The organism is Brevibacterium litoralis (assembly GCF_040212315.1).
Taxonomy (GTDB): Bacteria; Actinomycetota; Actinomycetes; order Actinomycetales; family Brevibacteriaceae; genus Brevibacterium; species Brevibacterium litoralis.
Map to the genome: position 1 here is coordinate 22493 of NZ_JBDIUY010000032.1, position 22974 is coordinate 45466.

Sequence of the window (22974 nt, forward strand, 5' to 3'; positions counted from 1 at the left end):
GAGTGACCGATGGCGGAAGCGGCCGAACCGCTCGAACGACTGCTGTCGCGGGAGACCGCCAACCCGACCCTCGACCTGCTGAGCGCCCATTCGCGCGACTGGGTCATCCCGCTCTTCGCCCGGGCACTGGAGCCCTACGGCGAGGTGAGCGAGGAGGAGTTCCACGAGGCCATATACACGGTCATCGGCGACGACCCCGAGAACTTCTCCGGCCGCACCCCCGCCGCCCACTGCCGCAAGTGGCTGGGTGACCACTGGCTGGAGTCGGTCGTCCACGAGGACCGGACCTACTACCGACTGTCCTCCCACTCCCTCAAGGCGCTCGGGTTCCTCCGCGAGCTCGCCGCCGGCGAGACCGCAGTCGGTGGCGCCCGTGTCGGCTCGATCGAACACGCCGTCACGGACCTCGAGGCGATGGCCGATCCCGCGTCCGAGGTCCGCATCGCCCGGATCGACGCCCAGATCGCCGCCCTGCAGGCCGAACGCGAACGGGTGGCCGCCGGCCGGACCAAGGACGCGGACCCCACGCGCATGCGCGCCCAGCTGCGCGAGATCCAGATCATGCTCCGGGCCCTGCCCGCGGACTTCCGGGCCCTCCAGGCGGCCGTGGCCGAGAGCCACAAGGACGCAGCCCGCCGCGTGTGGCAGGAGGAACCGCCCAAGGCGGACATGCTGGAGGACTACCTGGAGAAGAACGAGGCGTTCTCCCACACCCGTGAGGGCGCGGCCTACGACGGCTTCGTCGCCTTCCTCACCCCCGACCGCGCGCGGGCGCTCAACGCGAGCATCGACCACATCCTCGACCAGGACTTCGCGCACGACCACATGTCGGCTTCCGAACGCGAGGAGCTCCGTGACCTCGTCTCGGTGCTCAACCACTCCCGCCACGAGGTCGACCGGGAACGCATGCGCTGGCGCGAGTTCCTGCGCCGGGTCGTCACCCGCTCCTCGGTGAGTCGCAACAAGCACATCGACCAGCTCGTCCAGCGCGCCGTGGCGGCGGGCACGACGTGGATGGCAGAGGACCCCGGGCACCGCACCGTGCCCAGCGACCTCCTCGGCGTCGGTCCGCTCGACCTCGTCGACGTCTCGCAGACCACCCTGTGGGAGGACCCCGGACCGGCGAAGGTGGCGGTGACGGTGAGTGCCCGGCGGACGGGCCTGTCCGAGGAGGACCGGAACGTCCTGCGCGGCGCCCACGGCATGGGCCATGCCGCGGTGAGCGCCACCCTGCGGGACCTGCTCGTCCACCGCGCGGGCGCCTCGGGCGCGGACGTCCTGGAGGCGACCGACCCGGAGTTCCGGCGCCTGGGCACCGCGATCTCCCTCATCGACCTCGCGACCGAGCATGGCGAGGTCACCGGGGACGACCCCCAGGTCGTGCAGCTGCGCGACGAGACCGGCACCGAGCGCGCCTGGGCGATCCCCACCATGACATTCGACGCACCGATCCCCGAGGAGGACGAGGAATGACGACGGAACCGTCACCGGTCGACGCCGAGGCGCCCGCCGCGCAGACAGAGGACTCCGGCTTCTCCTCGGAGGTCCGCGACACCTCGCGGATGGACATGCGCGCCCGGCGGGCTCTCGCCACGCTCCTGCGGTCCCGGTTCGTCTCCCGCCGCACGCACAAGCAGGTCTGGGACGCCCTCGTCGTCTTCCGGGCGGAGATCGAGGAGAGTCTGGCGGACATGTTCCTCGAACTCGTGATCGACGAGGAGTTCGAGGTCGCGTTCAAGCGGCAGTTCCCCGACGAGACGGCGCCGCGCATGCTCCGCCGGGACCGGGCTCTCACCCGCGAGGCGACCGTGCTCCTCGTCCACCTGCGCCAGGTGTACGACGGGCCGGACTCGGTGGACGGTGTCGTGCGGATCTCCCGCGCCCAGGTCCTCGAGCTCCTACGCCCGGGCCGCCACCCGGAGGACGGTGACGACCGGCGCTTCGAGGCCCGGGTGGACGCCGCGATCCACGCTTTGGAGAACCTCGGACTGCTGAGTGAGGAGGACGAGGAGGAGAGGCTCTACACCGTCTCCCCCGTCGTCGTGCCGCTCGTGGGGTCCGAGGAGCTGCGACGGATCACCGAGTACTTCGAGTCCGCGGCCGCCGCGGCCCGGGAGGACGCGACTGTGTCCTCTGCATCCGGTGAGGACTCGGACGCAGCGGACGCGACCCGGGACGACGCGGTCGCGGAGGGCACGGCCGAGGTGCCCGGGCAGGGCGCCTCCGACGCGGAGGACGACACGACGGCCACCGAGACGACGGGCAGTGAGGAGGAGGGCGCATGAGCGTGCAGGAGACGCAGGACGTGGACACGGACGCCGTGGGCGACGAGGCCACCGAGGTGGCCGCCGACCAGGACGTGTTGCCCATGCAGGTGACCGACGGCGGCTCCGCCGAGCAGTTCCGGATCACCCGCGTGCAGGTGCTCAACTGGGGCAACTACCGGGACCTCCACGACATCCCCTTCACCCGGGACGGACTGGCGATCGCCGGCCCCTCGGGGCGGGGCAAGTCGACGCTCGTCGACGCCATGTCCTCGGTGCTGTTCCCCAACCCGCAACAGTTCAACGTCGCCGCGCGCGACGACGGGAAGAAGCGCTCCGAGCGCACCGTGTACTCCTACGCCCGCGGCTACACCGAACGGCGGGAACGCTCCGGCGGGCGCGGCACGACGACGGCCTGGGTGCGCCCGCCGTCCGGGGGTGCCTTCCCGTCCGGCACCGCGATCACCTTCCGCAGCGGGCAGACGGACGTCACGGTCTTCCGCCTCATGTGGGTCGCCCCGCACGTGCAGGACCGTGAGTCGCTGGCGGCGAACACCGTCTACGGGTTCGTGCACGAGGACTTCGACCTCGAACGGATCCGCGGCCTCGACACGGTGCGGGGATCCTCCCCACTGTCCCGGTCCTCGCTGGCCCGGCTCGTCGACGAGGACCGCGGCGACGTCGTCGACACCTCGCAGTCGCGCATCCACGTGAAGATGCGTTCGGTGCTCGGCATGGGAGCGAACGAGGACTCGCAGCGGCACGCCTTCCAGTTGCTGCGCCGGGCGCAGTCCTCGAAGGACCTCGAACCGATCGACGAGTTCTTCAAGACCTTCGTGCTCACCGAGCCGGAGGCGCTGGGCATCTGGGACGACACCGCGGGGAGCTTCCTCAACGCCTCGCGGTTCTACGACGAGTTCGAGTCCGCCCGGACCCGGACCGAGACGCTCGCGCCCCTGCCGGATCTCGCCGCCGAGTACCGCGCATCGCTGCGCAACGAGCACGAGAAGCGGCTGCTCGTCGACGCCGTCGAGGAGGGCACCACCTCCCCCGTCACCCTGTGGCACGGCCGCCGGGTGCTCGACTGGGCGGACAAGGAGGTGCAGCGGGTCCGCGAACGCGCGACGACCCTGGGCGAGGACCGCAAGGCGCTCGACCGTCAGTTGCGTGAGGTCGAGACCGGTCTGGAGTCCGTGCGGGTGCGGATCGAGGACGCCGGCGGTGGCCTGGCCGCGGAGAACCTGCGCCTGCGCATGGAGGCCGCGCGTGGCGACCTGCAGGCCGTCCGCGAACGCGCCGAGGAGATCGCCGCGGACCTCGCCGAGTTCGGTCTGCGGATGCCCACCGACGCCGACACGGCCGAGCAGGTGCGGGCAGAGATCGCCGCGCGCCTGCCGGAGAAGAAGCAGAAGCTGCAGGAGCTGCGGGACGCCGCGGCCACCGAGTCGGGCCGCCTGTGGGAGTTGCGTGGCGCGGTCGAGAAGGCCGAGGCGGAGCTGCGGGGGCTCAAGGGCCGCCGGTCCGCCGTCCCCGAGGACGCCGACGCCCGGCGTCACGCCCTGGAGAACGCCCTCGGGCTCTCCCACGGTACCCTCGTCTACGCCGGTGAGCTCATGCGCCTGGCCGAGGGCGAGCAGCGCTGGGAGAAGGCCGTCACGAGCGTCGTCATGCCCCTGGCCCGCACGCTGCTCGTGCCGCAGGAGCACTTCGAGAGACTGCGCGCCCACGTCGACTCCCACGACATGCGTGGGTCGCTCACCTTCACCGCGGCCCGGTCCGGGCTCGCCGAGGCACCCGCCCGTCCCGACAGCGTGCCGTCCCGTCTCGAACTCGCCGACCACGAGTTCGCCGGATGGGTCTCCCAGGAGCTCACCGCCACGGCGAACGTCCTGTGCGTCGAGACTCCGCAGGACCTCGACTCCCCACTGCCCGACTGGGCACTCGGGGCCATCACGCCGGCCGGTCTGCGGACGGGCACGCGGGGACGCTTCACGAAGGACGACCGTCCGCAACGCTATCCGTGGATCGGGTGGGACAACCGGTCGCTCGTGTCCGGGGTGCAGGCGGAACTCGACGGCGCCCGCGAGCGCCTCGACGCCGCGGAGACGGCGGCCCGGGAGACCGAGCGGGAGACCGTGCGGGTGCAGCGGGCCGTCACGACCCTCCACGAACTCCCCGACCGTCTGACCCCGGAGGTCGTCGACCTCGCCGAGCTGGAGAAGGACGCGACCGACCTCGAAGCACGTTTCGAGGCCACGCGGTCCCCGGAGTCGGTCGACCTGGAGAAGGAACGCGCCGATCTGGAGGTTCGCCGGGCCGCGCTCACCAAGCGGATCGGCGTGCTGGAGAAGGACGCCGAGGACGCCGAGAGGGAGTGGGCGGCACTCGCCGACCTGCAGGACTCCGTCCACGACCTCGTGGACGGGGCGGCCCTCACCGAGGTCCAGGAGGAGATGCTCGCCGGTGCGGAGTTCCGGCCGCCCTCGGACGCCTCCTCGCGGGCGGTGGCCGCCAGCCGCCGCGTGGCCGAGGATTCGGTACGGGCGCAGATCGCGGTGCACGCCCAGGGTGTCGAGGCCGGCCGGATGAAGATCGAGGGCCTGCTCGCCGGGTACCGGTCGCTCGGCCCGGTCGCCGCCCGGGAGACCGACGGCAGTGTCGACAGCCTCGACGCCGTGCTCGCGGTGTACGACCGGCTGGTCCGCGACGACCTGCCGCGGGCCAAGGAGAAGTGGCTGCAGGGCGCGAGCAAGGACCTGGTCACCGGGTTCGGCGGTCTCCTCATGCAGATCGACTCCGACGAACGCACGATCGCCAAGTCACTCGACCCCATCAACAGCGTGCTGCGGAACATCAGTTTCCGGGGCGACTCGGTGCTCTCGATCGAGGTTGAGCGTCGGGCCACCCGGGAGCGCACCGAGTTCCGGGAGGTCATCGACGCCTACAGCCGCGAACGCGGGGCCGAGGACGCTCCGCAGGACGCTGAGGCGGTCGAGGAGTCGTTCCTCCGCCTGCGGACGAAGCTCGAGGGCATGATCGATCCGACGAAGGTCGGCGAGACCTGGCGTCACCGGGTGTTCGACGCCCGCGAGAACATGTCCTTCAAGGCCGTCCAGACCCGCCCGACCGGCGACCGCGTGCCGCTGGAGGGCGTGGGCGGCATGTCCGGCGGTGAGGGCCAGGAGCTCATCGCCTTCGTCCTCGGGGCCGCCCTGCGCATGCGTCTGTCCGAGGGCACCGACGCACCGCCGGTGTACGCACCGATCGTCCTCGACGAGGGCTTCGTCAAGGCCGACAGCGATTTCACCGCCCGTGCCCTCGGGGCCTTCAAGGCGCTCGGGTTCCAGCTCGTCATCGCCGCCCCGCGCGAGAAGGCCGGCGCCTTCGACCGGTTCGTCGGGTCGATCGTCTACGTCAACCACGCCGGGGGTGTGTTCGAGAACGGCTCCGCCGTCCAGGTGATGACCGCGCAGGAGTTCGAGGACGGGCTCAACTGAGTTCGATGCCGCACGAACCCCGGCACCCCACCGCTGCGCCCGACGCGGACCGGTTTCCGGAACTGGTAATCTACCGGGTGGGCCCCTGTAGCTCAGCTGGTCAGAGCAGAGGACTCATAATCCTTTGGTCCCGGGTTCAAGCCCCGGTGGGGGCACCGACCTCTCGGCCCCGTCCGTCCCGCCGCAGGCACCTCGTGTGCCCTCCGGCCGGAAGGACGGGGCCGTAGTCGTTCCTGCTCAGGGACCCTCGGGCATGGTGCAGATCACGAAATGCTCACGATCCTACCCGCGGGTAAGGATGGGGACCGTTGGCCGTCTAGCCTGATCCGGTGGCACCTCTCACCAGCGTCACCGGTCTCCGACCCACGCCGGAGACCCTCGAATTCCTGCGCTCGATGACCGACGGGTCCCCCTCGGCGCTGCGGACGCTCACCCGGCTGGGGCTCCAGGAGGGCTGGTTACGGACGACTCCCCCGACATCACCCGTTCCCCCGGCCCTGTCCGCCTCGTCCGGGTCCGTCCCGACGTCGCGATCGCGCTGGAGTCCGCAGGCGTCGAGGAACCGGACTTCCGATCCCTCCGTGCCGGCATCGGACCCTGCGGTCGGGCCCGGACCTCCTTCGCCGCCCACAGTCGCGGTGTCCCGCTCTCCACCGACGACCACCTCCTCGGCGCCCTCCACCTGATGGAGCAGGGCCGCACGGACCACGCGGCGATCCTCGTCCGGGACGCCGGGGACGATCCGCGCGCCCGCGTCGTCGCCGCCCTCCTCGACGTCCTCCGTGGCCGCCCCCGCACGGCGGTGCGGGAGCTCCTCGCGGCGGTCCCCGGGGACCGTCCACCGATCGTCGACCTCCTCGTCGACTACGTCCGTACCGTCCACCTCCGCTGGGCCGCCCCGGTCGAGGCGGTCCTCACCGTCACCGACGACCGTCTCCTCACCCGTCAGGAGGCTCGTCTGCGCGACTGCGTCCGCGCCGTCGCCCGCACGAACGCACCGGCGACCCTCACATCGCCCACGGACACGGACGACGGACGCGCCCCGGAGGGCCACCCGAGCTCCACCGGCGGACCACGCCCCGGACCGGCCCCGGTCCACCTCGCCCCGCCCCCGCCTCTCTCCCGCCCGGACCTGCTCGCCGCGACCGAGATGGAGTCCCTCCCGGTCCGCACGGGCGAGACGGGGTTCCGGGCGGTCGTCGGCGACCTCCTCGACGCTCTGGCCGGGGTGATCGGTCCGGTGGCCGCTCTCCTCCACGCGGCCCTGGCCTGCGACAGGGAACGCGCCCGATCACTCCACGACGCGGTCGTCTCCTCCACGTCGGCCGCGCGGATCCCCACCCTCGGCATCCAGTGGGTCTCCGGCCACCTCGCCCTCACCCGGATGATCCTGTTCCCCGGCGCACCTCTGCTGCCGGCCGGATGGGACGCGGGCGAGGCGCCCCTGCGCCGAGTGTTCCGTGCCCTCTCCCTCACCGTCCTCGACGTCGTCGACGGACTCGTCCACGGCCGCTCGGGATCCGGATCGGTCGGGTTGTCGTCGCCGGGGTCCTCGTCGTCGCAGTGTCCCCAGTTCCAGCCGCCCCAGCAGTGGCCCCAACCCCAGCCGTTCCCGTGCTCGTCGTGGCCGGTGCCGCCGCTGTCCTCGTGACCGCCGCCGGTCCGGGCGGTCATCGGCGTGGCACCCGATGCGACCTCGTCGAGAATGATGGGGTGCGGGTTGTCGGTCCGGTCCGCCGAGGTGTCGAACCAGCCGGATCCGAGGACCTCGACGTCGAGGTTACCGGCGGTGATGACACCACCGTCGACGTAGGCGCTGTCGGACCAGAGGGCGTAGGTGGTGCCGCCGAGCAGGAGTGCGGCACCTGCGGCGCCGGCGACGAGACCGGTGAGCTTGTTGTTCATGATCGTCTCCTTGGGAGTTCCTCCGCGTGACGCGGTGGGTGTGTGCTGCCACGGACGTGGCGGGGGTGACTGGGTCGGGGGCGGTCGGTGGACGGGTACTCCGCGCGGTCCGTCGATGGGACGGACGGTACGGAGCGGGCCGGACTCAGGGTCCGGGGTTCGTGGGGACGACCTCACCGGTGTCGGTGCAGGTCATCGAGGCCTCGGGGGCGAGGCGGGTGGACGGGCAATCGAGCTCGGTGCCCGTCTCGTCGGTGAGCCGGATGTCGGACAGCCGCGCGGTCCCGGTGTTCGTCACGGTGTAGGTCCACCGGACCGTCGTCCCGGCGGGGACCTCGGCACCGTCCGGCAGGACGTCACCCAGCGGTACGGGATCGGGGCCCGCTGCATCGGTCGCGACCACCCTCGCCGTCCTGTCGATCGAGATGTCCGGAGTACAACCGAACGCCTCGACGATCTCCGTGAGGTGTCCGCTCGGCCGGATCGCCCCGTCGGTCCCGACGGCGAGGCCCACGACGGGGGTACCGGCGGTCTCCAGTGCCGCCTCGTCCGGCAGTTCCGGCCGACCGTGCGCGGCCGAGGCGCCCGCCGGCGTCACCACGAGCACGAGGTCGAGCGCGGCCTCCGGGCCGAGCGGACCACCGGTGCCCGCGTCGGGCGCGAGTTCCGTGATCCGGGTCCGAAGCTGTTCGGCGTTCCCCGCGACGGGGACCGCCGAGGTGGTGGGGCCGTCCACCGCGCCGGTCGCACCTGCGGCGGTGTACAGCCCGAGCCGGGCGGACGGGACAGGTTCGAGAGCGGTGACCGCGGCGCGGGCGCCGGCACGGACCGCGGAGTCCTCGGGGCCCTTCCCCGTGAGATCGAGGACCAGACCGACACGCGGGGGCACCGCACAGGGGTGGACGACCGGGTCCTTGCCGTCCCACCAGACACGGGGCACGGTGACGGATCCGTCCTTCTCGGTCGGGGCCGATGTCGGCGTGGGAGTCGGTCCCTGGCCCGGCGCCTCCGGGGCGGCCGAGGGGGCCGGGCTCGTGGTCTCCTGTGCATCCTCGGGCGACCCGCTGTCCTCCTGATCCGGCGTCGTGGTGGGTGCCGGGGCGGGAGTGCTCGGGGTGACGGGAGTCGGCGTGGTCGGGGCCGGGGAGGGCACCTCGGCCGCGGTGGCGGCGGCACCCGCCGAGCCCACCGCAGGGGTGGGGGTCGATACGGGAGTCGCGGTGGCCGTGGGCGTCGGAGAGGGGGCCGGTGTCGGCTGCCCCGCGCCGGACTGTCCTGCGCCGGGCTGCCCGGCACCGGAGAGGGTCGCGACGAGCGTGACGGCCGAGGCCAGTGCGAGTCCCCGGCGGAGGAACACCGGTCGCGTCGTTGTCGTTCCTGCGTCCATGTGACATCCGCTCCTTCCCTGCATGTCCGGGCCGGCCCCGTGTGGGTCGGTCCTCGTGGTCGAGTGCCGTGGATCACGCTATGGAGCGATTCCCCAGGTCACCCCCGCCGGACGGACGGGCCCGGAGGACGGGATCCGGCGCGGCCGACCGCACGGGCGGAGGGTGGGATGTGCGCGGGACGGGCGTGAGGAAAGCGCGGGACGGGCGTGAGGAAAGCGCGGGACGGGCGTGAGGAAAGCGCGGGAGACGCGCGGCACCGCGTGGGGCGGGCGCGGGATCGGCCCGAACACGGACCGACACGACAGGGGCCCGGACACGGCCCAGCGATATGGTGATGGAAGTCATTCCCCGAATCGAGGAGGCCGTACAGGCATGATCGACAAGACGGTCGGGAGCGTCGAGGACGCCGTCGCCGGGATCCAGGACGGCGACACCGTCATGATCGGTGGGTTCGGTCCGTCCGGGCAGCCGGTGGAACTCATCGACGCCCTCATCGCGCAGGGAGCGAAGGATCTCACCATCGTGAACAACAACGCCGGCAACGGCGACGTCGGGCTCGCAGCGCTGCTGGCCCAGAAGCGGGTGCGGAAGATCATCTGCTCGTTCCCCCGCCAGGCGGACTCGTGGGTCTTCGACGAGCTCTACCGCGCCGGTGAGATCGAGCTCGAACTCACCCCGCAGGGCAACCTGGCCGAGCGCATCCGCGCGGCCGGTGCCGGTATCGGTGCGTTCTTCTCCCCCACCGGCGTGGGCACCGAACTCGCCGCGGGCAAGGAGATCCGCACGATCGACGGCAAGGACTACGCGCTGGAGTACCCCATCAGGGCCGACTTCGCGCTCGTGAGCGGGCTCAAGGCCGACCGGTGGGGCAACGTCGTCTACCGCGAGACCGCCCGCAACTTCGGCCCCATCATGGCGACCGCCGCGACGACCACCGTCGTCCAGGTCGACGAACTCGTCGAACTCGGTGACCTCGACCCCGAGGTGGTCGTCACCCCCGGCATCTTCACCGACCGCGTCGTCGCCGTCGGGACCCGCGCCTGGCTCGACGAGGACGGTACGTTCGTCGGCGGGGTCACCGTCGACGGGCAGCCGCTGGACGCCACCGATGCGAAGGAGACCGCACGATGACCACCCGTATCGGCCGCCCGGAACTCGCGGCCATCATCGCCGAGGACATCGCCGAGGGGTCCTACGTCAACCTCGGCATCGGTGCCCCCACCCTCGTCGCCGACCACATCGGCGACAAGGAGATCGTCCTCCACACCGAGAACGGCATGCTCGGCATGGGCGGTGCACCGGAGTCCCCGAACCGCGTCGACCCCGACCTCATCAACGCCGGCAAGCAGCCGGTCACCGCCCCGCCCGGTGCCGCCTACTTCCACCACGCGGACTCCTTCGCGATGATGCGCGGTGGGCACCTGGACGTCTGCGTCCTCGGGGCCTTCCAGGTCTCCGCCACCGGCGACCTCGCCAACTGGTCGACCGGCGCCCCCGGCGCAATCCCGGCCGTCGGCGGTGCCATGGACCTCGCGATCGGCGCCAAACAGGTGTTCGTCATGACGGACCTGTTCACCAAGAAGGGTGACAGCAAGCTCGTCGCCACCTGCGACTTCCCGCTCACCGGCGTCGGGTGTGTGAACCGCGTCTACACCGACCACGGCGTGTTCGACATCCACGACGGGGCCTTCCACGTCCGGCAGCTGTTCGGGGACAACACGCTCGAAGAATTGCGCGAGGCGACAGGCGCGGATCTCCGCGGCTGATCACTCACCCGCTGCCGAGGCGCCCTGTCCTCGGCATTTCATGTGCCGGGCGGCGCGGCGGGAGCGGGTGGGGCCCAGGCGTGGTGAGATCCTGGGGTGCGGCTCAGGTGACGCGGTTCGGCTCGGGTGGCGGGTGCGGCCGTTGTGAGGTGAGATCACGGGCTTTGGCTCGGATGACGGGGTTCGTCCGCCGTGAAGTGCACCGGATGCCGTGATGAGGGCGTGTGGGCGGTCAGTTGCTGATGCGGGTGAGGACGGCGCGGGCGGCGTCGACCACGGTGTAGCGCTCGGTCGTCACGTAGACGTCGTACTCGGTGCGCCCGTCGGGCCCGAGGTCGACCCGGCGGGCCGCCGAGACCATCCCGGACCAGTCGGGGCCGACGACGATGACGCCGTACTCCTCGCGCAGGGGGTCGGAGGCGTCGAGCGCACCGGAACGCACCCCCTCGACGGGACTGGACTCCCAGGCACCGGAGAACACCGCGGTGAAGCCGATGCGGTCCCGCAGGCGACGGAACCGGTCGACAATCCCCGGCGGGAGGGTCTCCTCCTCGCCGAAGACTCCGATCGTGATGATCGACTCGCCGGTGTCCTCGGCCCGGGCCAACAGGTCCCGCAGCGAGGCGCGCATGAGGTCGAGGTCCATGACGAGCGGGTCACGCTTGAGACCCTTGGAGATCGTGTACGGGGTCCCCTGGACGGCGAGGTTCCGGGTGTGGTGGTCGACGAGAACGTCCTCCCGGGGCAGTTCCGGCGCCCCCGGGTGCGGGTCCGCGTACCCGAACAGGGGTCCGGTCGCCAGGCGGGCGCCGAGGGCCTGCGCGCGGGCGAGGTCGTCCTCGTCCCGCACGCCCTCGGCGAGGACGACGGCACCGGTGCGTTCGACGTGGGCGTGGAGGACACGAACGAGCTCCGCCAGTGTGTCCGGGTCGTGCTGGTCCATGACCGCCGAGTGCAGGGCCACGACCGAGGGGTTGATGAGCGGGAGGAACGCCGTCGTCGACACGTCCTTGCCGATCGACTTCATGCCGATCCCCCACCCGAGGGCTCGGGCCTGGCGGACGGTGCGCAACACCGTCGCGGGCGCCTGTGCGACGGCCGCAGGGTCGAGCTGGAGGATGATCGACCGGTCGGGTTCGTCGGTCCGGTCCTCCAGGGCGACCAGCGACTGCGGTTCCGTGGTGAGGAACAGACGGGCCTTCGCCTCGTCGAGGCCGAGCGCCTCGGCACTGCGCAGCGCGAGGTCGCGCAGAGAGGCGTCGAGGTCACCGACGGTCGCCGAGGCCCGAAGTGCACGCCGGAAGCCACGGACGGCCTCGGGGCCGGAGAAGGGGACCTCCCGGTTGACGTGGTCGACACGGAAACCGGCCACCTCATCGGTGAACAGGTCGACGACCGGGGAGAAGAGCGTCTCGACCAGGCCGTTGCGCACCAGACGTTCGAGGTCGTCCTCGTCGCCGGTCGCAGCGGTCGTCGCCGCGGTCACGGAAGTATCCGTCGTCATCCCATCGGCCTCCTCGTCGATGTCGGTCCGGTCGGTCACGGCCCGCGTGAGAGGTCACACACGGTCCGTGCCAGTGTCTCACAGGGGGAACCGGAGCGTGGCCCCGCCCTCCAGGTGATCCTGGTGGTCGAAGACCTGGACCCGGACCCGGTGGGTCTCGTGGGAGCGCGAGCGCAGGACGATCTCGGAGTGGTCGACGGTGACGTCGAGCAGGTGCTCCTGGAACAGCAGCCGGAAACGCACGGAGCCCAGCCGTTCGGGCAGGCGGGGCCGGAACTCGATGCGGTCGAAGCGCAGCAGCACCCCGGCCCAGGCCCGGACGACGACGTCGAGCGTCCCGGCCATCGCCCCGAGATGGATCCCCTCCCGGGTCGTCCCCCACTGGGTGTCGTTGATGTCCGCGACCAGGGCCTCCTGCCAGGCGTCCCAGGAGGAGTCCCGCCCGATCGCCGCGAGCACCCCGGCGTTGACGACGTTCGACAGGGTCGACCCATTCGTCGACCGGGCCACGTAGTACTCGATCGTCCGTTCCACCTGCTCGTCGGTGAACGCGTACCCCAGCCGGCCCAGTTCTTTCACCACACCCTCGGGCCCGAGCAGGTGGAAGAGCATGGTGACGTCGCCCTGTTTGGACAGCTTGTACCCGTTCGTCGAGTCCCCCTCGGACTCCATGATGAGGTCCATCCGGCCGATGTTCCCGTAGGTCCGCCGATAGGAGTCCCAGTCGAGTTCACGCAGCCGGTCGTAGCCGGAGAACTGCAACAGGAGGCCGTCGTCGTCGAAGGGCACGAACAGGCGCGCGGCCAGCCGGCCCCAATGGGTGACCTCCACCGGCCGGACGTCGAGACGGAAGATGAGGTCCTCGGCCTCGTGGGAGGACAGGACCCGGAAGATCTCGACGGCGTGGCGGCACACCCAGGCGGCCAGGACGTTCGTGTACGCGTTGTCGTCGATCCCCTCCCCGGGCCGCTCGGGGTAGCCGTCGTGGAACTCGTCGGGCCCCATGACCCCGCGCAGGTGGAACCGGTCGGTGGCCGCGTCGTACTCCGAGAGAGCGGCGAACAGCCGGGCGACCTCGATGAGCAGGTCACCGCCCTGGTTGGCCAGCCACCCGGTGTCGGCCGTCGCCCGGTAGTGCTGCCAGGCGTTGTACGCGATCGCCAGACCCACGTGGTACTGCCGTCGGGAGTTGTCCGGCATCCACCGGCGGGAACGCGGGTTGTACAGCTCGGTCGGGGTCTCCTCCCGTCCGTCCGACCCGGACTGCCAGGGGAACATCGCCCCGGTGAGTCCGGTGCTGCGTGCGATGTGGCGGGCCGCATCGAGCCGTCGCCACCGGTAGAGGAGCAGGGACTTGGAGATCTCCGGCAGGCGCATGTTGAGCAACGGGAGGATGAAGATCTCGTCCCAGAAGATGTGCCCTCGGTAGCCCTCGCCGTGCAGGCCACGGGCCGGGGTGCCGGCGTCGAGGAAGACGGTGTGCGGGGACAGGGTCTGCCACAGATGGAAGGTGTGCAGGTGGACGACGAGCCGGGTCTGCACATCCGCGTCGAGTGACACGTCGAACCGGTCCCACAGACGGGAGACGGCCGCAGTGTGTCCCGGCAGGAGCGCCTCGAAGCCGCGGTCCGGCAGCCATTCGAGCTGGCGCAGGACGCCCTCGGCGACCGAGGTGAGCGCCGGGTCGCGGCTCGTGACGACCGCCGTCGTCGAGTCCACCGTCACCGCGTACCCGCTCTCGACCGGCACGGTGAACAGGCGGTGGATCCCGGCCTCGTCCTCCACCGTGGACACGGTGTACGCCCGGTTCGCGTCGTAGCCGTGGTGACGGGCGGAATGCGTGGGTTCCTGTGTGAGGGTCGTGTGCTGGGCGATGCCGATCCGCACGTGGCTCTGCCGGGTCTCGACCTCGGCGGTGACCGTGCCGTCGGGCCGGACGGTCGTCGACCGGGGGTCCAGGTGCCTCTTCGCCAACTGGTCGTACTCCGCGACGTTGTCGTTGACGACCCGGGTGTCGATCCCGGTGCGTACCCGGAGGGTCCCGGACCACCCGAGCGGAGTGATCTCGGTGAGCATCGCGGCGAGGTGGTGCTTGTCCATCGACACGAGACGCCGCTGCCGGATCCGCAGGCAGGGGCCGTCCCCGTCCACCGGGGTGGTGCCCACCGGGGCGATCTCGACGGACCGGGTGAGCACCCCGGTCCGCAGATCGAGCGTGCGGTCCTCGTGGAGGATCCGGAATCCTCCCTCCGACCACCAGTCACCGCCCTCGACGCGCAGATCGCACAGGGCCCAGCGGGGCAGATTCACCATCGACTCGTGTTCGACCCGTCGGTCCTCGACCTCGCTCACGAGGCGGTCGAAGACCCCCGCCACGTAGGAGCCCGGGTAGTGGTCGGGACCGGCAGGCGCCTCGGGAGCGAGGTCCGGGCACTCGAGGAACGGCCTGCGTCGGGGATCGGGCCCGGGCGCCTCGGGTGCGGAACCCCGGACGGAGAGATACCCGTTCGCGAGCGTCGTGAGGGCCTCACGACGGCCCTCGTGCTGCGGGTCGAAGCCCGCGAAGGTCAACTGCCAGGGGTCGTCCCGGACGTCGCCGAGGTCGAGCTCCGTCGCGTCGCCCACGACGAGGTGCGCCCCGGCGGCTTCGAGATCCGTCCGGTTCCCGGCCGGGGCGATCCCGACGACGAGGCCGAACCCGCCGTCCCGGGCGGCCCGGACCCCGGACGTGGCGTCCTCGAGGACGGCCGTGTGGGCCGGGTCGACGCCGAGCAGGCGGGCCGCCTCGAGGAAGGTCGCGGGATCCGGTTTGCCCGGCAGGCCGTGGTCCCGGGCGTAGGAACCGTCGACGAGGACGTCGAGCAGGTCGGTGATCCCGGCGGACTCCAGCAGGTCCCGGGCGTTCCGACTCGACGTCACGAGGCCGGTGTGCACACCGCCGGCCCGCAGGCGGTGGAGCAGGCCGAGCGTCCCGGGGAACACCCGGACACCCTCGGCCGCGACGAGTGCGGCGAAGTGGTCGTTCTTGCGCAGCGCCACGCCGGCCACGGTGAGGGTCTCCGAGGTGTCGCCCTCCTCACCCTCCGGGAGGAAGATCCGGCGGGAGGCCAGGAAGGTACGGACCCCGTCCTCCCGGGGCAGACCGTCGACGTGGCGGCGGTAGTCGGTGACCGGGTCGAAGGGTGAGAAGTCCGGGGCGTCCCCGGCGAGGACGTGGATCTCCGGGTCGGAGAGCAGATCGTCGAACAGGGCCTTCCACGCCCGGGCGTGGAGGGAGGCGGTGTCCGTGACGACGCCGTCCATGTCGAACACGACGGCGTCCCAGGGCGAACGGGCGGTGGACCCGGGCCGGGCGGTGGCCGAACCCGGTGCGGGGTCGCGTGGAGTGGTGGAGTCGTGTGCGGCGGTGGAGTCGTCCGGGGAGGTGGGTACGGGGCGGTCGGTCATCGGGGCCTCCTGTCGTCGAGCGGTCGGGAGGTGATGCACTCACAACCTACCGCCCCCGAGGCGCCCGACACCGCCCCGATATCGTCGACGACCCCCGATATGTGCTGACATATCGAGGGCCGTGGAAGCGGTGGGGTGCCGGGGATGGGGCGGCGTCGGGCACAGCCGGGGCGGCGTGGTGCCGGGGATGGGGCGGGTCAGACCGCCTCGTCCGCGACCCCGCGGCGCCAGTCGGCCACGCCGACGATCCCGGCGCACACCATGAGGACGCTCACCCCGGCGAAGGCCGCGATGATCCCCGCGCCCCAGCCGACCGAACCCTGGACGGCGAAGAACAGCGCCGTGAGGATCGCGAGTCCGATCGCGGTGCCCACCCGTTGCCCGGTCTGCATGACTCCCCCGGCACTCCCGGCGTAGCGGATCGGGACGCGGGCGAGCGTGAGAGTCTGGTTGGGACTGATGACCATGCCCTGGGCCGCGCCGATGAACGCGAGGCTGAGGAGCAACCACCACAGGCTCGCCACCCCGCGTTCGAACAGGACGATCACGAGGATGCTGCCCAGCATCCCGGCGAGCGCGGTGACGATCCCGGCGATCACGAGGGGGCGGCCCAGCCGCATGACGTGACGGCCGGCGACGAGCGCGGACACCGAGGACACCGCGGCCGAGGGCAGCCCGATCATCCCGGCGGCGAGCGCCGAGTACCCGTGCCCGTTCTGCATGTACATGGCGAGCACCGCCCAGATGCTCGTCGCCCCCATGAAATAGATCCCGACGAGCAACGCCCCGTTCGAGTAGGACCGGACCGCGAAGAGGTCCATGTCGACCATCGGGGTCCGCCCGCGCGACCGGTACCGCTTCTCCCAGGCCACCCACACGAGCAGCAGCCCGAGACCCACCGGGAGGAACCCGAACACCCAGGCGCCGAGCGAACGTTCGAGGAAGGGGAACATGACGGCGAGGGTGGCCAGTGCCAGCAGCACGGTCCCGACCGGGTCGAAGTCCGCCTTCTCGTCGCCCTTCCCCGCGGCCGAGGCGCCCTGCTCCGGGGTACCGACACCCGCCGTCCCGTCCTCGACGTAGGGGAACCAGGCCGACCGGGGGAACCACACGAAGGCGGTCACGAGCGCAGCCAGCGCGATCGGCACGTTGACGAGGAAGGCCGCCCGCCACCCCAGGTCCGCGCCGAACCAGGCGACGAACACCCCGCCGAGCACCGGTCCGACCGCCACGGACACCCCGACGACCGCACCGAACATGCCGAAGGCCTTGGCCCGGGCCTGTCCGCGGAAGTACTGCTGGATGAGACCGACGGACGTCGGGTTGATGAACCCGGAGCCGATCCCCATGACGACCCGGGCGACGTTGAGGACTCCCGCGTTCGGGGCGAGGCCCGACAGCAGGGCGCCGAGGCCGAACAGGACGAGTCCGACGACGAAGACGCGCCCCGGCCCGAACAGGTCACCGGCGCGGCCCGCGGCGACGAGGACGATCCCGAAGGCCAGGGTGTACCCGGAGAGCACCCACTGGAGCGCCGTGGTGCTCGCGTCGAGCGAGGTCTGCAGGGTCGGGAGCACGACGTTGACGATGGAGATGCTGAGCAACGCCATGAAGAGCGGGACGAGGACGACGACGAGGATCCGCCGCTGGGTGTCGGTGAGCGGCTCCTTCGGTGTCGTGCGGCCCGGGCCCGGCGCGGAACCGGTGGGTGAGCGATCGGGATCGGGGATGTCGTGGGGGCCGGGTCCGGGGGCCGCGGGTTCACTCTTCACGGTCCTGGTCTACACCCGGATACCTGCCCCGGGCAACGGCCGACCGCGGCCCCCGCCCCCGGTGTCCCGGCCCGATACCCTGGTCCCCATGTCCGCGTCGCCCCACGTCACCGCCTCATCGGACCCCCGCGCACCCGTCGCTCCGGACCCCCGTGCAGACGGCACTCCGGATCACCATCACACTCCGGGTGCCGGACGCTACGCCCCGAGCCCGAGCGGTGATCTCCATCTCGGCAACGTCCGCACCGGAGTTCTCGCGTACCTGTTCGCGATCACCACCGGACGGCGGTTCCTGTGGCGGGTCGAGGACCTCGACCGGGTGCAGGCCGGGGCCGCCGAGGCACAGCGGGCCGATCTGGAGTCCCTCGGCGTCGTGACCGATCCTCCGGTCCTCGTCCAGTCCACGCGGACCGAGATCTACGCGGCCCACCTCGCCGGGCTCGAGGCGGGTGGCCACGTGTTCGAGTGCTACTGCTCCCGCAAGGACATCCAGCAGGCGGCCAGTGCCCCGCACATGCCGCCGGGTGCCTATCCCGGGACGTGCCGGGACCTGCCGGAATCCCGCCGGGCGTCCGCACGGGAGCGCCTGGCCGCACAGGGGCGGACGCCGGCACTGCGCCTGCGCACCGACCACCGGGAGGTGACGGTCGACGACCTCCTGCTCGGACCCGTCAGGGCGCACCTGGACGACTTCGTGCTGCGCCGGGGCGACGGGGTGTACGCCTACAACTTCGCGGCCGTCCTCGACGACGGGCTCACCGGCGTCGACCAGGTGGTCCGCGCCGACGACCTCGCCTCCTCCGCTCCCCGCCAGGCCCACCTGGCGGAACTCCTCGGGTTCGCCCTCCCGACCTACGCCCACGTGCCCCTCGTCCTCGGGCCGACCGGGGCCAGGCTCGCCAAACGTGACGGTGCCGTCACCCTCCGCGAACTCCGCGACCGGGGCTTCGACGTGTGGGGCTGGCTCGGTGAGTCCCTGGGCTGCGGCCCGTGGACCGGGATGGACCACGCGCGCGAGACCTTCGACCCGGACCGTCTGACCCGCGAACCGACGACCTTCCGCCCCGAGTCATCGACCTGATTCAGATGAGTGAGCGGTAGATGCCTTCGAAGGTGTCGAGGGTGTGGGCGATGTCGTGCCGGGCCGCCACCCTGCGGGACGCCTCGCCCATCCGCGCCCGTTCCGCCGCCGAGGCGCCCGCCACCTCGGACAGCGCCCGCGCGAGGTCGTCGGTGTCGTGGGGACGGAAGAGCGTGCCGTTCTCCCCGTCGCACAGGTGCGGCAGGGCCACCGCGTCGGCGAGGACGACCGGCCGGCCGGCGGCCAGGGCCTCGAGGGTCGCGATGCTCTGGAGTTCGGCGGTCCCGGGCATGCAGAACAGGGTGGCGGTCCGCAGTGCCGCGTCGAGCTCGGCGTCGCTCACCTTTCCGCGCAGGTCGATCCGGTCCTCGACGCCGAGTTCCCGGGCGCGGTCACGGATGACGGTGTCCTGGTCGCCGGCACCGATGATCACGGCGCGCAGGCCCAGGTCGGGGTCGGTCGCAGCGATAGCGTCGACGATCTCGTGGGCGTTCTTCTCCTTCGACAGTCGCCCGACGAACAGCACCGTCGGGTCGCCCTCGGCGACTGTGCCCCCGTCCGCGGTGCCCCCGGCCGTGGTGTCGGACGAGGCCGTGACGTCGGAAGAAACCGTGGTGTCGGGAGCGGAGGGCGCCTCGGCGAAGCGGGAGAGGTCGATGCCGCAGGAGACGGCACGGACCGGCCGGTCCCACCGGTTGACGGTGAGGAGGTCGGCGGCGAGCTGGGTGGGGACCGTGAGGACGTCGACGCGGCCGAAGGTGCGGCGCAGGTCCCACCAGGCGGCGGAGACCCCGGCGTCCTCGACGAGGCGGGGCACCCGCACGTAGGGACGGACGTTGTCCGGCATGAAGTGGTTGGTGCCGACGACGGGGATCCCGCGCTTCTTCGCCTCGGTGATGGCGTAACGCCCGAGGACGAAGTGGGCCTGGGTGTGGACGACGTCGGGGCGGATGTCGTCGAGGAGGCCGGCGACGCGCGGGGCCGTCTCCCAGGGCATGCAGATGGTCCACGTGGGGTGCGGCATCCAGCGGTGGGAGCGGATCCGGTGGACGTGGACGCCGTCCTCGACGTCGTGCCGGTCGGAGCCGGTGGCCGAGGGGGCGATGACGTGGACCTCGTGCCCACGGGCGGCCAGACCCGTCGCCAGCCGGTTGGTGAAGGTCGCCGCCCCGTTCATCTCGGGCAGGTACGTCTCCGCCGGGATGCAGATGCGCAGGGGGCCGCCGTGCGCGGGCGAGGAGGGGTTCAGACGGTCCGTGTGGGCCATGTGCCTTCCTGGGTCGGGTCGTCCGGGCGGCCGGTGACCGGTGGGACCTCGGAGTCCACGGACCGGGTGACGTCCGGGTGATGTCGTGACAGTACAACGACCCCGGTTCCGGCAACGACTCCTGTGAGAATCATCGCGCCGACGGCCGCCCAGGGCGCACCCGCGGCCTCCCCGAGGAGCAGGGAACCGAGGACGACCGCGACGATCGGATCGATGACGGTGAGACCGGCGATGACCGTCTCCGGTGGGCCGGAGGCGTAGGCCAACTGCACGAAGACCGTGCCGAGAACGCCCGCGGCGGCGAGGCCGGCCACGTTGACCCAGGTGACGGCACCGAGCCCCTGGGCGAAGAACTGGGTGCTCACCAGGTGCATGTTCGTCGCGACACAGGCGAACAGGACACCGGCCCCGACGACGAGCGCGAACTGGTTGACCCGGCGGAGGACCAGGAACACCAGTCCCGCGACCGCGGCCAGGACCAGGGCGATGTATCCGGCCGGATGCGCCTCGGCGCCGAAGTGCGGGCGGGAGGACCCGATGGTCGCGGCGATCGCGACGAAGGAGGCCACCCCACCCACGCAGAGGAGGACCGCGAGGACGATCCGGCGGTCCGCGACGAGCCCGCGGTGGAAGATGCCGAGCAGCACGGAGATGACGAGCGAGAGAGCGCCGGCCGGCTGGACGACCATGACCGGGGCCAGTGAGAGGGCCGCGATGTTGGCGACCGTCCCGAGACCGAGGACCAGGAGACCGGCCAGCCACACCGGGCGACGGAGGAAGCCGAGGATCGAGAGCACCTGGGCCCTGGCACGGGCCGGGCCGGAGCGTCCGGTCGTGTCGGGTGGCGCCGGGGCCGAGTGTGCGCCGGCGTGCTGGAGCAGGGCCCCGTACGCGAGCGCGACGGCGGAGGCCACCGCGAGGAGGATCGCTGGAATCACGGATCGCAGTCTAGTCAGGGCGGATGACCGTCCACCGGGAGTGACGCGGGTGTCGGGGTCACCGGCCCCGGGTCCGGAGGATCTCCCCACCTGCGGATTCGGTCCGCGGGTGTGATGTGAGACAGATCTCGCGCCCTCGATTTGTGGGCGGGGAAAGCGGCTTGCTAGAGTATTTCTTCGTCAGCAGGACGCGGCACGGCCTCCAGGGAGACCACGCAGGCCACCCGCGAACGCCGACGAAAACACAATATTCCTCCGTAGCTCAGTTGGCAGAGCATTCGACTGTTAATCGAAGGGTCACTGGTTCGAGCCCAGTCGGGGGAGCAGACGGGAGGATCCCGCCGATCGCACGCTGTGCGGCCGGCGGGATCTTTTGTCGTAGGCTGACCGGGTGCGGCTCACCCCGTCCCGCCCGGATCGGATACCAAGAACCCACTGGGAGACAGCTCCCGACACGCCGGAATTTCCGTAACGTTTGCACGACGAGTGTGACAAAACCGTGATCTTGTCCTAGGCTCCTGCCCAGAAACAGCACACGTGACGCGACTTCCCCTGCGGCTCACGCGTGCGGCCCGATTCCGATCATCGACGCTCCCGTGCTTCCCCCGGGACTCCGAAGACGGCCGTTCGGCCCGTGTTCCCGACGTTCCCGTCGGCCACGGAACGGACGTCCGGACACGGAGACCAGTGGGAGGTGTCGGCGGGCGGAGGGGAAACCATGAGGACGAAAACGCTGCCCTTCTCGGCGGTCGCCCGGCGCACCGCAGCAGCTCTCGCACTCGCGGTCGTCGCAGGCACCGGCCTGGGCACCGCGGTCCACGCGACCCCGGACATGAGCGGCCACGCGGCCGATCTCTCCGGCAATGCCAAGGAACTCAACGAACCCGCACCGCAGGAGTCCCAGGAACCCCGCACCACCTGGAACGGCCACGAGGTCACCGGCCCGGTCCTGAAGTATTGGACGGCCGCCGGTGGCAAGAACGGCACCCTCGGCCTCCCCACGAGCGACCTCGACAGCAGCCTCCCCGAGGGTGGTTCCACCCAGTCCTTCGCCGGCGGCGACGTGTACGTGACCCCCGGTGGGTCCGTGTACTCGACCATCGGTGGGATCGGCGACCGCTGGGAGAAGAACGGTGGCGTCACCGGATGGCTGGGATATCCCACCACCGACGAGTCCTGTGGTCTCACGGGTGGCGGCTGCTACCAGAAGTTCGAGGGCGGATCGATCCACTGGTCCCCCGACACGGGCGCACACGCCACGTCCTGGAAGGTCCGCACGGGCTGGTCCGCCGAGGGGTGGGAGAACGGGGACCTCGGGTACCCGACCTCCGAGTCCTGGACGTCCGCCGGCGCGACCGTCCAGGAGTTCGAGGGCGGCCTGGTCGTCGCCTCCTCCCACGGGTCGTTCGGTCTCATGGGGAAGATCGCCGGTTCCTGGAAGTGGAACGGCAGCATGGACGGGCTGGGCGCACCGATCAGCGCCGAGACGTGCGGCCTCACCCGTGGCGGCTGCTTCCAGAAGTTCGAGGACGGCTCCATCCACTGGTCCCCGGAGACCGGTGCCCACGCGACGACCGGCGTCATGCGTGACGCCTGGCGCGCCGCCGGCTGGGAACGCGGCGAGTGGGGCTACCCGACCTCCGCCCAGTCCGAGGCCGAGGACGGCCGCGTCAAGCAGTGGTTCGAGGACGGCCTGAAGTATGCTGGCGAGAAGGACGAGGACGCGATCCGGGCGGACATCCTCGCCACCGCCCGCTCCTACATCGGCACCCCCTACGTCTGGGGCGGCACGAGCCCGTCGGGCTGGGACTGCTCCGGCATGGTCCAGTACATCTACGCCCAGTACGGTGTCGACCTGCCCCGCAACTCCGCGGCCCAGGCGAGCGCCGGCGTGCAGATCAGCGAGTCCGAGGCGCGCCCCGGTGACCTGGTCTACGTGCCCGGTCACATCGGCATCGTCTCCGACAGGCCCGGCTACATGGTCGACGCAGGGTCCTCGCGCTCGAACACCTCCGAGCGGCCCTACTCCTGGATGACCGACCAGGGCGCCACCTTCTACCGGGTGCTCTGACCCCGCCCACCGCCGCACCATGCGATCCGGCCGCGCTATTCGATGAAATAGCGCGGCCGGATCGCATGGTGCGG

General features: G+C 71.4%; 14 protein-coding genes, 2 tRNA genes and 1 pseudogene. 10 read left to right on the forward strand and 7 right to left on the reverse strand.

The genetic code is table 11. The features are described from left to right. Nucleotides 1–9: 9 nt before the first annotated feature. From AAD496_RS11270 to AAD496_RS11290, 5 genes are all read left to right on the forward strand, one after another. Complete coding sequence (locus tag AAD496_RS11270) at nucleotides 10–1473, forward strand: DUF3375 family protein (RefSeq protein WP_349828842.1); 1464 nt, start codon at nucleotides 10–12, stop codon at nucleotides 1471–1473. Continuing rightward, nucleotides 1470–2285 (forward strand): DUF4194 domain-containing protein, encoded by an 816-nt coding sequence (locus AAD496_RS11275; RefSeq protein ID WP_349828844.1) that lies wholly within the window; start codon nucleotides 1470–1472, stop codon nucleotides 2283–2285. Before AAD496_RS11270 ends, AAD496_RS11275 begins: the two co-directional genes overlap by 4 nt. Next, entirely contained in the window at nucleotides 2282–5761 is a 3480-nt protein-coding gene (locus tag AAD496_RS11280; RefSeq protein WP_349828845.1) for an ATP-binding protein, read from the forward strand. The genes AAD496_RS11275 and AAD496_RS11280 overlap by 4 nt, the downstream gene beginning before the upstream one ends. A gap of 81 nt (nucleotides 5762–5842) precedes the next feature. Continuing rightward, a tRNA-Ile gene (locus tag AAD496_RS11285) sits at nucleotides 5843–5916 on the forward strand. 530 nt (nucleotides 5917–6446) lie between these two features. Beyond that, entirely contained in the window at nucleotides 6447–7412 is a 966-nt protein-coding gene (locus AAD496_RS11290) for a hypothetical protein (RefSeq protein WP_349828927.1), read from the forward strand. Between the two features lie 137 nt (nucleotides 7413–7549). On the opposite strand, the pseudogene AAD496_RS11295 reads toward AAD496_RS11290, so the two are convergent. Both AAD496_RS11295 and AAD496_RS11300 read right to left on the reverse strand, forming a co-directional pair. After that, nucleotides 7550–7666 (reverse strand): annotated as a pseudogene (locus AAD496_RS11295) (SipW-dependent-type signal peptide-containing protein); the annotation flags it as partial. 145 nt (nucleotides 7667–7811) lie between these two features. Beyond that, entirely contained in the window at nucleotides 7812–9053 is a 1242-nt protein-coding gene (locus AAD496_RS11300) for a DUF7507 domain-containing protein (RefSeq protein WP_349828847.1), read from the reverse strand. A gap of 373 nt (nucleotides 9054–9426) precedes the next feature. Here AAD496_RS11300 and AAD496_RS11305 point away from each other — a divergent pair, with 373 nt between their 5' ends. Both AAD496_RS11305 and AAD496_RS11310 read left to right on the forward strand, forming a co-directional pair. Continuing rightward, nucleotides 9427–10185: a 3-oxoacid CoA-transferase subunit A gene (locus tag AAD496_RS11305; protein ID WP_349828848.1), complete on the forward strand. Its 759-nt coding sequence runs from the start codon at nucleotides 9427–9429 to the stop codon at nucleotides 10183–10185. Further along, nucleotides 10182–10820 carry a 3-oxoacid CoA-transferase subunit B gene (locus AAD496_RS11310; RefSeq protein WP_349828849.1) on the forward strand — a complete coding sequence of 213 codons (639 nt, stop codon included), beginning with the start codon at nucleotides 10182–10184 and terminating at the stop codon, nucleotides 10818–10820. The genes AAD496_RS11305 and AAD496_RS11310 overlap by 4 nt, the downstream gene beginning before the upstream one ends. Nucleotides 10821–11052: 232 nt before the next feature. Here the strand turns inward: AAD496_RS11310 and AAD496_RS11315 are convergent, their stop codons facing one another. The 3 genes from AAD496_RS11315 to AAD496_RS11325 all read right to left on the reverse strand — a co-directional run bounded on the left by AAD496_RS11315 (nucleotide 11053) and on the right by AAD496_RS11325 (nucleotide 17543). Further along, nucleotides 11053–12363, reverse strand: a complete 1311-nt coding sequence (locus AAD496_RS11315) for an EAL domain-containing protein (RefSeq protein ID WP_349828851.1) — start codon at nucleotides 12361–12363, stop codon at nucleotides 11053–11055. A 39-nt stretch (nucleotides 12364–12402) separates the two neighbouring features. Continuing rightward, on the reverse strand, nucleotides 12403–15771 hold the full coding sequence (locus AAD496_RS11320) for a beta-phosphoglucomutase family hydrolase (protein ID WP_349828853.1): 3369 nt from the start codon (nucleotides 15769–15771) through the stop codon (nucleotides 12403–12405). Nucleotides 15772–15968: 197 nt separating this feature from the next. Further along, nucleotides 15969–17543, reverse strand: a complete 1575-nt coding sequence (locus tag AAD496_RS11325; RefSeq protein WP_349828854.1) for an MFS transporter — start codon at nucleotides 17541–17543, stop codon at nucleotides 15969–15971. Between the two features lie 88 nt (nucleotides 17544–17631). On the opposite strand from AAD496_RS11325, the gene gluQRS reads away from it, so the two are divergent. Then, complete coding sequence (gluQRS, locus tag AAD496_RS11330; protein ID WP_349828856.1) at nucleotides 17632–18624, forward strand: tRNA glutamyl-Q(34) synthetase GluQRS; 993 nt, start codon at nucleotides 17632–17634, stop codon at nucleotides 18622–18624. Between the two features lies 1 nt (nucleotide 18625). Here gluQRS and AAD496_RS11335 read toward each other — a convergent pair whose 3' ends face one another. Further along, a complete protein-coding gene (locus AAD496_RS11335; RefSeq protein WP_349828858.1) occupies nucleotides 18626–19891 on the reverse strand; it encodes a glycosyltransferase in 1266 nt (421 codons plus the stop codon). After that, nucleotides 19870–20829: a DMT family transporter gene (locus tag AAD496_RS11340; protein ID WP_349828859.1), complete on the reverse strand. Its 960-nt coding sequence runs from the start codon at nucleotides 20827–20829 to the stop codon at nucleotides 19870–19872. Before AAD496_RS11340 ends, AAD496_RS11335 begins: the two co-directional genes overlap by 22 nt. Before the next feature lie 251 nt (nucleotides 20830–21080). Between AAD496_RS11340 and AAD496_RS11345 the strand changes: the two genes are divergently transcribed. Both AAD496_RS11345 and AAD496_RS11350 read left to right on the forward strand, forming a co-directional pair. Next, nucleotides 21081–21153, forward strand: a tRNA-Asn gene (locus tag AAD496_RS11345). Nucleotides 21154–21547: 394 nt separating this feature from the next. Continuing rightward, entirely contained in the window at nucleotides 21548–22900 is a 1353-nt protein-coding gene (locus AAD496_RS11350; RefSeq protein WP_349828860.1) for an NlpC/P60 family protein, read from the forward strand. Nucleotides 22901–22974 lie beyond the last annotated feature (74 nt).

Coding starts and splice junctions, on each gene's coding strand:
- AAD496_RS11270 (WP_349828842.1), top strand. CDS start 10: ATGGCGGAAGCGGCCGAACCGCTCGAACGACTGCTGTCGCGGGAGACC.
- AAD496_RS11275 (WP_349828844.1), top strand. CDS start 1,470: ATGACGACGGAACCGTCACCGGTCGACGCCGAGGCGCCCGCCGCGCAG.
- AAD496_RS11280 (WP_349828845.1), top strand. CDS start 2,282: ATGAGCGTGCAGGAGACGCAGGACGTGGACACGGACGCCGTGGGCGAC.
- AAD496_RS11290 (WP_349828927.1), top strand. CDS start 6,447: ATGGAGCAGGGCCGCACGGACCACGCGGCGATCCTCGTCCGGGACGCC.
- AAD496_RS11300 (WP_349828847.1), bottom strand. CDS start 9,053: ATGGACGCAGGAACGACAACGACGCGACCGGTGTTCCTCCGCCGGGGA.
- AAD496_RS11305 (WP_349828848.1), top strand. CDS start 9,427: ATGATCGACAAGACGGTCGGGAGCGTCGAGGACGCCGTCGCCGGGATC.
- AAD496_RS11310 (WP_349828849.1), top strand. CDS start 10,182: ATGACCACCCGTATCGGCCGCCCGGAACTCGCGGCCATCATCGCCGAG.
- AAD496_RS11320 (WP_349828853.1), bottom strand. CDS start 15,771: ATGACCGACCGCCCCGTACCCACCTCCCCGGACGACTCCACCGCCGCA.
- gluQRS (WP_349828856.1), top strand. CDS start 17,632: ATGTCCGCGTCGCCCCACGTCACCGCCTCATCGGACCCCCGCGCACCC.
- AAD496_RS11335 (WP_349828858.1), bottom strand. CDS start 19,891: ATGGCCCACACGGACCGTCTGAACCCCTCCTCGCCCGCGCACGGCGGC.
- AAD496_RS11350 (WP_349828860.1), top strand. CDS start 21,548: ATGAGGACGAAAACGCTGCCCTTCTCGGCGGTCGCCCGGCGCACCGCA.